This window comes from Bifidobacterium mellis (assembly GCF_000967265.1).
In the GTDB taxonomy this organism is placed as follows: Bacteria; Actinomycetota; Actinomycetes; order Actinomycetales; family Bifidobacteriaceae; genus Bombiscardovia; species Bombiscardovia mellis.
In genome coordinates this window covers 934,919-947,661 of sequence record NZ_KQ033885.1, presented here as the reverse complement: position 1 = coordinate 947,661, position 12,743 = coordinate 934,919, and the positions used below count along the sequence as shown (strand labels likewise).

The 12,743-nt window shown below is 64.6% G+C and carries 11 protein-coding genes; 9 read left to right on the top strand and 2 right to left on the bottom strand.

All coding sequences use genetic code 11. The annotated features are described in order from the left end of the window. The first annotated feature begins 98 nt into the window (after positions 1 to 98). The 9 genes from JF70_RS04190 to JF70_RS04150 all read left to right on the top strand — a co-directional run bounded on the left by JF70_RS04190 (position 99) and on the right by JF70_RS04150 (position 10,865). Positions 99 to 3,179, top strand: a complete 3,081-nt coding sequence (locus JF70_RS04190; protein ID WP_045935398.1) for a bifunctional [glutamine synthetase] adenylyltransferase/[glutamine synthetase]-adenylyl-L-tyrosine phosphorylase — start codon at positions 99 to 101, stop codon at positions 3,177 to 3,179. Between the two features lie 70 nt (positions 3,180 to 3,249). Beyond that, positions 3,250 to 4,257, top strand: a complete 1,008-nt coding sequence (gene pyrB / locus JF70_RS04185; RefSeq protein ID WP_045935397.1) for an aspartate carbamoyltransferase — start codon at positions 3,250 to 3,252, stop codon at positions 4,255 to 4,257. Continuing rightward, positions 4,254 to 4,667 (top strand): aspartate carbamoyltransferase regulatory subunit, encoded by a 414-nt coding sequence (locus JF70_RS04180; protein ID WP_015021856.1) that lies wholly within the window; start codon positions 4,254 to 4,256, stop codon positions 4,665 to 4,667. Before pyrB ends, JF70_RS04180 begins: the two co-directional genes overlap by 4 nt. A 1-nt stretch (position 4,668) precedes the next feature. Next, complete coding sequence (locus JF70_RS04175; RefSeq protein WP_045935396.1) at positions 4,669 to 6,093, top strand: dihydroorotase; 1,425 nt, start codon at positions 4,669 to 4,671, stop codon at positions 6,091 to 6,093. After that, positions 6,081 to 7,142, top strand: a complete 1,062-nt coding sequence (pyrF, locus tag JF70_RS04170) for an orotidine-5'-phosphate decarboxylase (RefSeq protein ID WP_045935395.1) — start codon at positions 6,081 to 6,083, stop codon at positions 7,140 to 7,142. The genes JF70_RS04175 and pyrF overlap by 13 nt, the downstream gene beginning before the upstream one ends. Continuing rightward, on the top strand, positions 7,139 to 7,984 hold the full coding sequence (locus JF70_RS04165; RefSeq protein ID WP_045935394.1) for an iron-sulfur cluster-binding protein: 846 nt from the start codon (positions 7,139 to 7,141) through the stop codon (positions 7,982 to 7,984). The genes pyrF and JF70_RS04165 overlap by 4 nt, the downstream gene beginning before the upstream one ends. Beyond that, on the top strand, positions 7,981 to 8,928 hold the full coding sequence (locus tag JF70_RS04160) for a dihydroorotate dehydrogenase (RefSeq protein WP_045935393.1): 948 nt from the start codon (positions 7,981 to 7,983) through the stop codon (positions 8,926 to 8,928). The genes JF70_RS04165 and JF70_RS04160 overlap by 4 nt, the downstream gene beginning before the upstream one ends. Beyond that, positions 8,925 to 9,674 carry an orotate phosphoribosyltransferase gene (gene pyrE, locus JF70_RS04155; protein WP_231578834.1) on the top strand — a complete coding sequence of 250 codons (750 nt, stop codon included), beginning with the start codon at positions 8,925 to 8,927 and terminating at the stop codon, positions 9,672 to 9,674. The genes JF70_RS04160 and pyrE overlap by 4 nt, the downstream gene beginning before the upstream one ends. Before the next feature lie 126 nt (positions 9,675 to 9,800). Next, complete coding sequence (locus JF70_RS04150; RefSeq protein WP_052690735.1) at positions 9,801 to 10,865, top strand: DsbA family protein; 1,065 nt, start codon at positions 9,801 to 9,803, stop codon at positions 10,863 to 10,865. A 109-nt stretch (positions 10,866 to 10,974) separates the two neighbouring features. On the opposite strand, the gene JF70_RS04145 is transcribed toward JF70_RS04150, so the two are convergent. Together JF70_RS04145 and JF70_RS04140 are read right to left on the bottom strand one after the other, a co-directional pair. Beyond that, complete coding sequence (locus tag JF70_RS04145; protein WP_045935392.1) at positions 10,975 to 11,913, bottom strand: LysR family transcriptional regulator; 939 nt, start codon at positions 11,911 to 11,913, stop codon at positions 10,975 to 10,977. 24 nt (positions 11,914 to 11,937) lie between these two features. Continuing rightward, positions 11,938 to 12,720, bottom strand: coding sequence for a 2,3-bisphosphoglycerate-dependent phosphoglycerate mutase (locus tag JF70_RS04140; protein WP_045935391.1), 783 nt, complete (start codon positions 12,718 to 12,720; stop codon positions 11,938 to 11,940). Between the last annotated feature and the right edge of the window lie 23 nt (positions 12,721 to 12,743).

Below are 12,743 nucleotides of genomic sequence, written 5' to 3'. Positions count from 1 at the left end.
GTCCAACTGGGGCTGACGACCGTCACCCCTATAATGCCTGTATCGGTTCCGCAGACATCAGAGCCGTTGCGGGCCTGAGGAAAGGCAGGGGATAAGTCATGGAAGATCCGGTGCGACCGACCACTTCGACCCTGATCCACCTTGGGCTGCACGACCTGGACAAGGCCCGGGTTCGGCTGGATCGGCTTGCCCGTCTGGTGGACGACCAGACTCTGGCGCAAACCCTGGTCCAAGCCCTGGGACAGGCCTGCGATCCGGACGAAGCCCTTGCGGGGCTGACGCGAATTCTCGAACAGTATCCACAGGGAGTCAGGCCGGACTTTCTTTCCGGGTCCCCACGGGAAAACCAAGAGGCCGCCCAGTCGCTGATCAGGGTGCTGGGGGCCTCGGAGGCCATGGGCCGACTGATGCGCTCGCGGCCGGAGTTGGTAGAGGCGGCTGCCCTGGATCCGGATCACTTGGCTGACTGTCCGGCGGAAACCAGACAGAAGCGGGTCCTTGACGCCTTGGATAAGGTGGAAGCAAAATCGGACTCCGTGCGCTCGCTGGCGGCCTACGCCGATGCACTGCGGTTCGAATACCGGCTGCAGCTGGCTGCAGTCATGGCCCGGGACCTGGCAGCCAAGAATCCTCTGGAGCTGGAGCCAGCAATCAGCCGGGCCCTGTCCGACATGGCCGATGCCGCGCTCCAAGGGGCTCTGAGCATTGCCTGCCGTCAGGTTCCCGATGCGGATTCATGTCGTCTGGCGGTCATCGGCATGGGCAAGCTGGGCGCCCAGGAGCTCAACTACGTGTCCGATGTGGATCTCATGTACTTGGTGGAGCCGGCCTCGGGGACGGACACCAGTCAGTCCGATCCCATCGCCGTGGGCACTGCCATGGCCGTCCTCCTGCAGCGGGTCTGCCAGTCAGTCATCCCCGGTTCGACCGAGCCGCCGCTCTGGAAGGTTGATACCGCCCTTAGGCCCGAGGGACGTGACGGTCCCCTGGTCCGTCGTCTGGCCTCCTATGCTGACTACTATGCCCAATGGGCCGAGAATTGGGAGTTCCAGGCCCTGCTCAAGGCCCGTCCGATTGCGGGCGACAAGGCCCTGGGACAGGACTACTCTGCCATGATCGAGCCCCTGGTCTGGGGTGCCTGCCAGCGACCCAACTTCGTCTACGACTGCCAGCGGATGCGCCAGCGGGTGGAGAGGTTGATACCCGAGAACCGCAAGGAGCGGGAGATCAAGCTTGGCCAGGGCGGACTGCGGGATGTTGAATTCACCGTCCAGATGCTCCAGCTGGTCCACGGCTCCAGCGACGACGATCTGCGTTGTCCGGCCACCCTGGATGCCCTGCAGGCCCTGTCCCGTGGCGGCTACATTTCACGCAAGCACGGCGACCAGCTGGACCATGACTATCGGTTCGAACGGGTCATGGAACATCGTCTGCAGATGTGGCAGCTGCGCCGCACCCACCTCTTCCCGAAAATCAACCGTTCAGGCACCCCCGGTAAACGGCCGCCCAGTCTGGAGGAGCTGGAGAACAACCGCGATCTGCGGCGGCTGGCCCGGGCCTTCGGACTGCATGCCGACCAGATGCTGGCCCGATACCAGGCCACCAGAATCGAGGTTCGCAACCTTCACCAGGCCATCTACTTCCGTCCCATGCTGCCCATCAACGCCCAGGTGGACGAGGATGAGGTCAGCCTGCGCCCCCAGGCGGCCCGCGCCAGGTTCGCCTCCATCGGCTTTGCCGACCCCGATGCAGCCATCCGCCACGTCACGGCACTGACCACAGGGGTCACCCGGTCGGCGAGGATCAACCGTATTCTCATGCCCGCCGTCCTCCAATGGCTGGGGGAGGGGCAGGATCCGGACATGGGTCTTCTGGGCTGGCGAACCCTTGAGGAGCACTTCGGCGGCAAGAGCACCTACCTGGGCTTCCTGCGGGACTCCACCTCGGCCGCCCGCCGCCTCTGCCACGTCCTGTCCAACTCCCGGTATCTGTCCGGCGCCCTGGCCAGGTCCGTTCAGTCGGTGACCTGGCTGGGCCGTGACCAGGACATGATCCCCCGTGATCGGGCCACCCTGGACAAGCGCGCTGCTGCCTATCGAACCCGGCACGCGGACTCACTGGAGGAGTTCGCCACCGCAGTGCGGGCCATGCGCCGACAGGAGATAGAGAGGATCGGGCTGGGCTGGATGAGCGGGGTGGACGATCAGCAGGCCTGCCTGGCCGGGATGTCGGATGTCTACGATGCCGCCATCGATGCCGCCCTGGACTGGGCCGTGGATCACCGTCTGGAACAGACTAGTGCGCCGGCTGAAATGGCCCTCATCGCCATGGGGCGCTACGGGGGCAGGGAGGTCAACTTCAACTCGGATGCCGACATCATGCTGGTCTACCGTCCCGCATCGGGCGCCGATCAGGACCAGGCGGCCGAATTCGCACGTGGAGTGACCGCCGACCTGCGGGCCGTCCTGACTGGACGGGCCAGTCTGGAGCCCGGCATCGACCTGGACTTCGACCTGCGCCCCGAAGGACGCCAGGGGCCTTTGGTGCGATCCTTGGACTCCTACCAGCGCTACTACCGCGACTGGTCAGATACCTGGGAACATCAGGCACTGATCCGGGCCAGATTTGCGGCCGGGAATGCCGGCTTGGCCGAGGACTTCCTGGAGGGCATAGCCAATCCGCTTCGCTACCCCGAGCAGCAGCCCAATGAGGAGGAGCTGGGGCAGATCCGCCGTCTCAAGGCCAGGATGGAGGCGGAGCGGCTGCCGCGCGGGGTGCGTCGGGACCGGCATCTGAAGCTGGGCAGGGGAGGGCTGTCTGACGTGGAGTGGACGGTTCAGCTCCTCCAGCTGCGCTACGCCCACGATCTGCCTAAGCTGCAGGTCACCGGCACGCTGACGGCCTTGGACGCCCTGGAGGCTGCGGGACTCATAGAGACCAAGGATGCCGAGGCCCTGCGCCGTAGCTGGGTGCTCTGCACCGCAGCCCGCAACGCCAACTTCCTCTGGTCCGGACGCGTCTCCCAGGCGGACATCCTGCCGGACGACGGTCAGGTTCTGGGAGGCATCGCGGTCTGTCTGGGCTACCCGGCCCACCGGGGCCAGCACTTCGTCAACGAGCTGCTGGCGGCCATGCGCCGCTGCAGGCAGGTCATGGAACGGCTCTTCTACGGAGGCTGACCCCGGGTCCATCCGGCGTCGTATGCTTGTTCAGGTCACATAAGGTGGCCACCTTGAGGAAGGTGAGCCGTTGTCCCAACAAGTTGATCACGCATCCAAAACCTCTTCCGACGTCGTTCCTCTTCGTGGGCGAAGTGTGGTAACCCTCGACGACATTCCCATGACCCAGATCCTGGACCTTCTGGATCGGGCGGCCTACATCGACACCCATCGCCGTCAGGTGGCCCACACCTGCGACGGCCGGGTTCTGGCCACGCTCTTCTATGAACCCAGCACCCGCACCCGGCTCAGCTTCGAGACCGCCATGCTCCGTCTGGGCGGCCAGGTCATCGGATTCGCCGGCGCCCAGCTGGCCAGCGTCTCCAAGGGGGAGTCCATCAGCGACACCCTGAAGACCGTCTCCAACTATGCCGACATCGTGGCCATCCGCCACCCCAAGGAGGGTGCCGCCCTGGTGGCCTCCCAGGCAGCCACGGTCCCGGTCATCAACGCCGGCGACGGCGGACACATGCACCCGACCCAGACCCTGACCGATCTGGCCACCATCCGCGCCCGCAAGGGTCGGCTGAACCACCTGACCATCGGCCTGTGCGGGGACCTGACCTTCGGCCGCACCGTCCACTCCCTGATCACCACCCTCTGCCGCCTGGGCCACGTGGACTTCGTCCTGATCAGCCCCGACGAGCTGCGCACCCCCGAATACGTCCTGGAGAGGATTCGTTCCTCGGCCGACTGCACCTACCGGGAGACCGGGGACCTGAACGGGGTCATCGGCGACCTGGACGTGCTCTACATGACCCGTGTCCAGCAGGAGCGCTTCTTCAACGAGGACGACTACCTGCGCCTGCGCGACACCTACATTCTGGATGCCGACAAGCTTCGGGCTGCGCGCCCCGACATGGCCATCCTCCACCCGCTGCCCAGGGTTAACGAGATCGCCGTGGAGGTGGACCATGATCCGCGTGCGGCATACTTCCAGCAGGTCCGCAACGGCATGCTGGTCAGAATGGCCCTGGAGAGCGCCCTGCTGGGCGACGAGCTGCCCGGTTACCGCGAGCAGAAGGAGGTGGCGGCATGAAGGTCACCAGCATTGTCGACGGCATCATCATCGACCACGTTCGTGCGGGCACAGCCCTGAAGGTCTTGCACTACCTGCGCGTGGACCCGGCGAAGACCCGTCTGGCTCTGATCATGAATACGGACAGCCGCAAGTACGGGTCCAAGGACATCATCAAGATCGAGCAGACCGGGGATTTGGACCTGACCGCCTTGGGGTTCATCGCCCCCGAGGCCACCGTCGACGTAGTCCGGCAAGGCAGGATCGTCAGCAAGCATCAGCCGGACCGACCCAACCATCTGGTCAACGTCATCACCTGCGTCAACCCTCGTTGCGTCACCACGGTGGAGACCGGCGTGGACCAGCGCTTCCACCTGGACGCTGCCGGGGTCTACCGCTGCGACTACTGCGACGAGAAGGCAGAAGACTGACATGCGGCTGCTGGGGTTGACCGATTGGCGCAGCGGCAGGCCGGTCGATCTGGTGCTTCCCCAGGCCGCCGACAGCGCGCTGATTGACGAGACCGGCGCCATGTCGGCAGAGGTCGATCAGATAGACGCCTCGGGGCTGGTGCTGGCTCCGGCCCTGGTCGACCCCCATGTCCACCTGCGCGACCCTGGACAGACCGACAAGGAAGACATGGTGACCGGCACAGCTGCCGCAGCGGCCGGAGGCTACGGGCTGATACTGCTCATGCCCAACACCCGGCCCTCCATGGACGGCCGCGCGCGGATGGCCGATGGGCGCACGGTCATCGACTATCTGGAATCCTATGAGCGGGACCATGGGCTACGCCTGCCGGTGGACTACGCCCTCTGCGTGGCGGCCACTCTGGACCGGGCCGGCCGTCAGGCCTCAAACCCAGACGACTGGTCGGGGCACCTGCCCGGACACGGCTGGGACCATCCCGTAGTCGCCATCAGCGATGACGGCTCGGCCGTGACCGACCAAACCCTGGAGGACGTGGCCGCCAACGCCCGGGAATTCGACCTGCCCATCCTGGACCACTGCGAACACCACGAGCACGGTCAGGTCAATCTTGGCGCTGTCAGCCGTCAACTGGGGTTGGAGGGGATTCCCGCCTCGACCGAGACCGCCATCATCCACCGCGACATCGAGTTGGCGGAACGCACCGGCACCAGGGTGCATCTGCAGCATGTCAGCACCGCCGGGGGATTCGATGCCGTCCGCCGGGCCAAGGCCCGCGGGCTGTCGGTCACCTGCGAGACCGCGCCCCACTATCTGGCCCTCTGCGACGAGGACCTGTTGCGCAGCGGCAGCATGGCCAAGATGAATCCTCCGCTGCGCTCCCGCGCCGACCAGCAGGCAGCACTTGAGGCCGTGGCCGACGGCACTGTGGACATGATCGCCACCGACCACGCCCCGCACACCACCGCTGAGAAGGCCCTGGGGCTCAAGGACGCCCCCAACGGCATCATCGGCCTGGAGACTGCCTACGCGGTCTGCAATCAGGTCCTGGTCAAAAGCGGGCTCATCAGTCATGACCGTCTGATTGAGCTCATGTCCCTGGCTCCAGCCGAGCTCATGGGCATGCATCGGCTCCTGCCTGAAAACCTGCCCTCGCACAAGGCAAACAACACTGATCATCCTCGGCTGGAGTCCGATCAGCACAGTGATGCCGGCCAGCCACCCGTCGACCTGGTCATCATGGACCCTGAGGCCAGGTGGAAGGTTGATCCCAGCCGCTTCCACTCCAAGGCGAGGAACACCCCCTTTGCCGGGGCGGAACTGACCGGAAGGGTCATGGCCACCATAAGGGATGGGCGTCTGGTCTTCTCCCGCCTGCCCGCAAGCCGTGTCATCACCAGGGAAAGGATCCGTGCATGGACCGACTGACCGCGCTCATTCAGGACAAACAGAATCCGACCGTGGTCGGCCTGGATCCGCGACCGGAACTGTTGCCCGGCCAGCTGATCGAACAGGCCAGGCAGCGCGCCGCCGGAAGCATGGCCCGGATGGGCCTGGACCCCAAGGACCCGCAGCAAACCCAGGGCGAGCAGGCCCAGGCCGTCTGGGCGGACCACCTGGCCCGGGCCTATCTGCGCTTCAACCTGGCCATCCTGGAGGGCGTGGCCGATCTGGTGCCTGCAGTCAAACCCCAGATCGCCATGTACGAGGCTCTGGGACCCTGGGGCATCAGGGCCTACACCGGTACCTGCCGGGCCGCAGCCGACCGGGGACTCTACGTCATCGGGGATGTCAAGCGCGGGGACATCGGTTCCACGGCCGAGGCCTACGCCGCCCACCTGGACGGGCTTCCCCTGTCCTTCGCCCCGGGGCAGGCAGTGGATGAGCCGGCCCGGGCAGGCGGGAGGTTCCCCTGGTATGAGGATGCCCTGACCATCAACGTCTACCTGGGCTCCGACGGTGTGAAACCCTTCCTGCAGGCGGCCGAGCATATCCAGGGTGACCTCTTCGCCCTGGTGCGCACCTCCAACCCATCGGGCAGCCAGATCCAGGAACTTGGCCTGGACCCAGATTCAGGCGGCGGCACCATCTATCAGCGCTTGGGCGGCCTGGTCGAAACCTGGGGGCAGCCCTCCATCGGTGAATCAGGATACTCCAGGCTTGGAGCCGTGGTCGGTGCCACCCACCCCGAGGACGGGGCCCTTCTGCGTCAGGCCATGCCCCACACCTTCTTCCTGGTCCCCGGCTATGGAGCCCAGGGCGGTTCGGCGGCCGACGTGGCGCCCATGTTCGACCGGTCCGGCGGCGGTGCTGTGGTCAATTCCTCCCGGGGAATCATCGCGGCCTGGCGGAAGGATCCCGACTACAGCCCGCAGCGCAGCGTTCAGGCGGCCCTGGGCATGGTCACCCGCGATGCCCGCCGAGCCGCACAGGCCATGAAGGACGATCTCAATCAGGCGATTAAGGAGGCCCGATGAAACCCAACCTCTTCATATCCACCAGCCGGGTGGAGGATCAGGCCCGACAGGCAGGCCGCATGCCCGGACGCCGCACGGCCCAGGTCACCGGCATGGAGCCCCTGGACCGGCAGGTTTGGCGGATGACCATCAGCGACCCCTACCTGGCAGCCCACGCTCCGGCAGGAGCCTTCATCAACCTCTATTCGGCCGATCGCATGACCATGATGCCCAGACCCTTCGGCATCAGTCGGGTTCTGGAGGGCGAGCAGATCGAGATCATTTTCGCCGTCGTGGGCCAGGGGACCTATGAGTTCTCCCGCCTGCAGCCAGGCATGGCTGTGGACCTGCTGGGACCCCTGGGCCATGGCTTCGACCTGGAGAAGCCGGCTGACTATCTGCTGGTGGGCGGCGGCCTGGGCGTCCCTCCGCTGATCCGTGCAGCCCAGTGCCTTCAAGGCCGGTCCGGTGTGTGCACCACCGCCCTGCTGGGCTACCGGGACCATCGGTTCGCCGATGCCATCATGGGCCCGTTGACCGACCGTTTGGAGTCCATCGACAATGCCTCCGGGGATGTTATAACCCTCTTGGATCGGGTTCGCGGCGATATCGACCCGGGACGGACCATCATCCTGACCTGCGGCCCCCTGCCCATGATGCGGGCCGTGGCCGCCTGGGCCCGCAAGACCGGCCTGCCTGCCCAGTGCTGCATGGAGTCGCGGATGGGTTGCGGCTACGGCACCTGCGTGGCCTGCGTGGTCGACACCGTGGACGGCAGGCTCAAGGTCTGCAAGGACGGCCCGGTCTTTGCCGCCGACCGTCTGATCTGGGATGCAGGCGAGGACAAGAAGGAGACACGATGAGCGGGCTGACAATCATGGACCCTCTGGAGCCGCACGCCTGGCGGCATGGCACCGTTGTGGCCGGCACGCCCTGGAAGAACCCGGTGGGCACGGCCTCGGGCACCTTCAACCTGGATGCCTGCGGGGACTACTACGACGTCTCACAGATGGGCGCCATCTCCACCAAGGGGGTTTCGCCGGTGCCCTGGGAAGGCAACCCCACGCCCAGGACAGCCGAGAGCCCAGCCGGCATGGTCAACTCCGTGGGCCTGCAGAACCCGGGCGTGGACCATTACCTGGTGGACGAACTACCCAGGCTCAAGGCCCTGGGGGCCAACGTGGTCACCAATGTGGCCGGCCACAGCGACGAGGACTACGCCATCGTTGTGGAACGGCTGGCCGACTCCCCGGCCGACATGCTGGAGATCAACGTCTCCTGCCCGAACGTCTCACATGGGGGGATGTCCGTGGGCACCGACGCCAAGGCCCTGAACCGGTTGGTCACCCGGCTGCGGGGTCTGACCGACAAACCCATGGTGGTCAAGCTGACCCCCAACGTCACCGACATCGTGGAGGTGGCCAAGGCGGCGGTCGATGGGGGAGCGGATGCCCTCAGCCTGATCAACACCCTGGTAGGCATGCGCATCGACATTACTACGGGCAAACCCATCCTGGCCCAGGGCACCGGCGGCGTCTCCGGCCCCTGCATCCTGCCCATAGCTCTGTCCTTCGTCTGGCGGGTGCGCCGGGCACTGCCCGACATCCCCATCATCGGCATCGGGGGCATCGACTCGGGACGCACGGCCTTGGAATTCCTCTATGCGGGGGCCAACGCCGTTGAGGTGGGGGCCGCGGCACTGGTGGATCCTGTGGCACCAATGAGGGTGGCCCGGGAGCTGGACGAGCTGTTGGACGAGCGGCCCGAGCTGGCCGATTTGCTCAAGAAAGGGGAGTGCTGGCGATGAGCGCATCCGCAGCAGAAAACAGGGCCGAACATGACGGGGATGCCCAGGAGCAGACCCGCCGCATCCAGGAGGGTTTCACCAGCTTCCTCCTCCAGAGCGGAGCCCTCAAGTTCGGTGACTTCACCCTGAAGTCGGGGCGGCGCTCGCCCTACTTCATCAACGCCGGGGCCTTCAAGGACGGACGGCTGATCGCCCTGTTGGGGGAGTTCTACGCCCGGACCATCATGCAGGCCGTGAAACAGGGGACCCTGCCCGCCGATATCGACACGGTTTTCGGTCCGGCCTACAAGGGGATTCCCCTGGCCGTCTCCACCGCCATCGCACTGAGCGGGGCGCACGGCATGCCGGTCGGCTACACCTTTGACCGCAAGGAGGTCAAGGACCATGGCGACGGGGGGCTCATGGTCGGCACCCAGTTAAGGGACGGCATGAGGGTGCTGCTGGTGGATGATGTCATGACCGCCGGGACCGCGGTCCGCCAGGTGGTGCCCAAGATCATGTCCCAGGCCAAGGTGACCATCGTCGGCCTGGTGCTCTCCGTGGACCGGATGGAGCGCACCGGACAGGGCCAGGGCTCGGCTGTGGAGTCCATCATGGACGAATTCCACTTCCCGGTCATCAGCATCGTCAATGTCCGCCAGATCTTCGATGCCGCTGCCTCCATGAAGGGCCCGGACGGGTCGCCCATTCTGGACCAGCGCACGGCCGATGCCGCCAGGGACTACTTGGAGCGTTACGGGGCCTAGACAAGGGACCGGCTCATATCGGCGCACATTCTGCGGACGGCCATTCTGTCGGCCGACCCTCGTGTAGATTGGTAAAGGTCCGACGGGCAGGCCGACGGATCATCATCGCAAGGAAGGCCATGGATCATGACGAAACCGCTGGAGCAGAACGGTCATGAGGAACCGGACCAGACTGGGGTCGACGCGGTGGGTGCGGCAGAACCTGCCGATAGCCATATTGCGACTGAGGAGGAACCGGCCGAGACAGGCCAGCCTCAAGAGAGCGAGCTTGAAGGAACCGTGTTTGCACAGCGCTCACGGAGGCTGCCGTTGGTACTGGTGGCGGTGGCTCTTGTGCTGGTGCTTGCGGCAGGCATATACATGCTGTGGGCCGATCATTCAGGAGACGACCAGTCTGCCCAAAAGCCTTCATCCACAGGCTCGACCGCACAAGTCAGCCAGGGTCCCAGCGGGGATGCCAAGGCCTACAAGGCCCTGCAAGAGGTCACCGTCACGCCATCGGTGGCAGACGACCAGGGAGGGCTGACTGTTTCAGCCAATGGGATCGGCAGCAGGAAGAAGGTTGCCGATGCGCCGACCCTTGAGATCTTCATGGACCCCATGTGCCCCTGGTGCGGCAAGGTGGGCCGGGTCATCGATCCTCAGCTGCAGCGCATGATCGGCGCCGGTCAGATCAATGTCACCTACAACTTTTTAAACTTCCTGGATTCAGCATCCAGCGACCAGTACTCCAGCCGCGTGGACAACGCCCTGGCCATGGTGGCCCAGGAGGATCCGGATCATCTGCCGGCCTTCGCCGCCGCCGTCTTTGCCGCTGACTTCCAGCCCGATGAAAGCTCCTATCAGGCCGTCTCCGACGCACGCCTGGCCGACCAGGCTGTGGGAGTAGGCGTGCCCAGGTCCCTGGCAGACCGCTTCGCACAGGGTACTTACAGGCCATGGGTGGACAAGGTCAACGCCTACGCCATCACCCGCAAGGACGCCAAGGATGCCAAGGGGGAGTTTTCGACACCCACCATCATGATCAATGGCAAGGTCTGGGATCTGACCGCAGCGGCAAAGAGCCAGGGAGGCCTGGAACATCTGGATCGGGCCCTGCTCAAAGCCTTGGGACTCAAATCACAGGATGTGGGCCACCAGGGTAAGATGCCCTCCATCGGAGCCCAAGGGAAGGCGTTGAAAGTACGGTAAACCGCGACTACCAATCGATTGCCGGCCAGCAGCGAAGTCCAACAATCGCCGCTGGAGCATCAGCGGTCCGGTTCAGATGACACCCATTCAGCTGCTGCTTGCCTGGCTGCTACTTGCCTGACCCCTGTTCAATCAGTGAATATCCGTGGTTGGAGACCACCTGGCGCAGCTTGTCCAAGTAGAGTTCGGCGGCATGGGACAGCTTGGTCCGGCTGTTGACAATCCAGCCCACCAGCATGGATTCGTCCGACTCCAGGGGAACGCTGACGATCTTCTCGTTGTTCAGGTCTTCGTTGTCGATGCCGGTGCAGACCGTGTAGGCGTTCAGCCCCACGATGAAGTTGAGCATGGTGGCCCGGTCACTCACGGTGATCTGCTTGGGGGAGTAGTCGGGCCAGACCGCCTCCTCGGCAAAGTAGAAGGAACCCTCCTCGCCCTGCTCGTACTGCAGGAAGGGGTAGGGCTCCAGGTCCTTCATGGTCACCATGGCCCGATCAGCCAGGGGGTTGGTTCGTGCGATGAAGACATGCAGGTCCGCCCTGAAGAGCGGATGGAAGTCCAGGTGCTTCTCCCGGAGCATCTTGGACAGCACCCGTTTGTTGAAGTCGGACTCGTAGATGATGCCGATCTCGGACTGGAGGGTGGCCACCTGGTCGATGATGTCTCTGGTGCGCGTCTCCCGTATGGTGAATTCGTACTCGTCCGAATCGATGGAGTTGATCATCTCCACGAAGGCTTCGACTGCGAACATGTAGTGCTGGGTGGAGACCCGGCAGAGCTGTTTGCGGGGTCTGACCTGCCGGTAGCGGGCCTCCAGCAGGTCGGTCTGGTCCAGGATCTGCCGGGCGTAGGTCAGGAATTCCGCCCCGTCCACGGTCAGGGCGATCCCCTGGGAGTGGCGGGTGAAGATCTCGATGCCCAGCTCGTTCTCCAGCTCCTTGACCGAAGAGCTCAGTGCCGGCTGGGAGATGTAGAGCTCGTGCGAGGCCTCGTTCATCGAGCCGCATTCGACAATCTTGACGATGTAGCGCAGTTGGAGCAGTGTCATACAAGCCAATCTATACCCAAGGCCCTATCGGCCCAGGGCCGCGGTTTCAGCCATACCCTGGTTGGCGGCCTGCTGATCCAGATAACGACCCGGACCCTGGACCTGGGGGTTGCCGTCTTCGTCGGTCCCGAAGCTGTAGACCATGGGCACGCCGTTGGGCACGTTGATGGATCTGATGTCCTTGTCGTCAATATCTTCAAGGACCTTGATCAGGCTACGGACCACGGAACCGTGGGTGACGATGAGCACAGTCCGGCCCCAGGCCAGATTGGGGGCTATCCGGCTGCGCCAGAAGGGATTCAGGCGAATCAGCAGATCCTTGAGGCATTCGGCGCGGATCTCGGCCGGATTCCGGCTGTCCAGCCCGTCGCCCATGGCCGGGGCATAGCGAGGATCCTGTCCTTGAAAGTATGGTGAATCGGTTTCGATGGCAGGCGGCCGAACATCATAGGAACGTCGGTAGATATTGAATTGCTCCTGGCCGTATCGCTCCAGCATGGCCGGTCGCGTCTGTCCCTGGAAGGCACCGTAGTGGCGCTCGTTCAGCCTCCAGGTACGCTCCACCGGAATCCAGGCCCGATCGACCAGGTCCAGCACCGTGTTGGCGGTGACGATGCTGCGGGTCAGCAGGGAGGTGAAGACCAGGTCAGGCAGCAGGCCTGATTCCTTGAGCAGCTGTCCGGCATGACGGGCCTGGTCCAGTCCACGTTCCGTCAGGGGCACGTCCACCCAACCGGCGAAACGGTTGACCGACTTCTGTGTCCAGACGCTTTCCCCGTGACGCATGACAATGAGCTGCGAGGTCATCGAATCGACTCCTTTTTGATGAC

Bases quoted from the DNA above. Each gene is read 5' to 3' on its own strand.
- JF70_RS04150 (WP_052690735.1), top strand. From the start codon at position 9,801: ATGACGAAACCGCTGGAGCAGAACGGTCATGAGGAACCGGACCAGACT.
- JF70_RS04175 (WP_045935396.1), top strand. From the start codon at position 4,669: ATGCGGCTGCTGGGGTTGACCGATTGGCGCAGCGGCAGGCCGGTCGAT.
- JF70_RS04165 (WP_045935394.1), top strand. From the start codon at position 7,139: ATGAAACCCAACCTCTTCATATCCACCAGCCGGGTGGAGGATCAGGCC.
- JF70_RS04145 (WP_045935392.1), bottom strand. From the start codon at position 11,913: ATGACACTGCTCCAACTGCGCTACATCGTCAAGATTGTCGAATGCGGC.
- JF70_RS04160 (WP_045935393.1), top strand. From the start codon at position 7,981: ATGAGCGGGCTGACAATCATGGACCCTCTGGAGCCGCACGCCTGGCGG.
- JF70_RS04190 (WP_045935398.1), top strand. From the start codon at position 99: ATGGAAGATCCGGTGCGACCGACCACTTCGACCCTGATCCACCTTGGG.
- pyrF (WP_045935395.1), top strand. From the start codon at position 6,081: ATGGACCGACTGACCGCGCTCATTCAGGACAAACAGAATCCGACCGTG.
- JF70_RS04180 (WP_015021856.1), top strand. From the start codon at position 4,254: ATGAAGGTCACCAGCATTGTCGACGGCATCATCATCGACCACGTTCGT.
- JF70_RS04140 (WP_045935391.1), bottom strand. From the start codon at position 12,720: ATGACCTCGCAGCTCATTGTCATGCGTCACGGGGAAAGCGTCTGGACA.
- pyrE (WP_231578834.1), top strand. From the start codon at position 8,925: ATGAGCGCATCCGCAGCAGAAAACAGGGCCGAACATGACGGGGATGCC.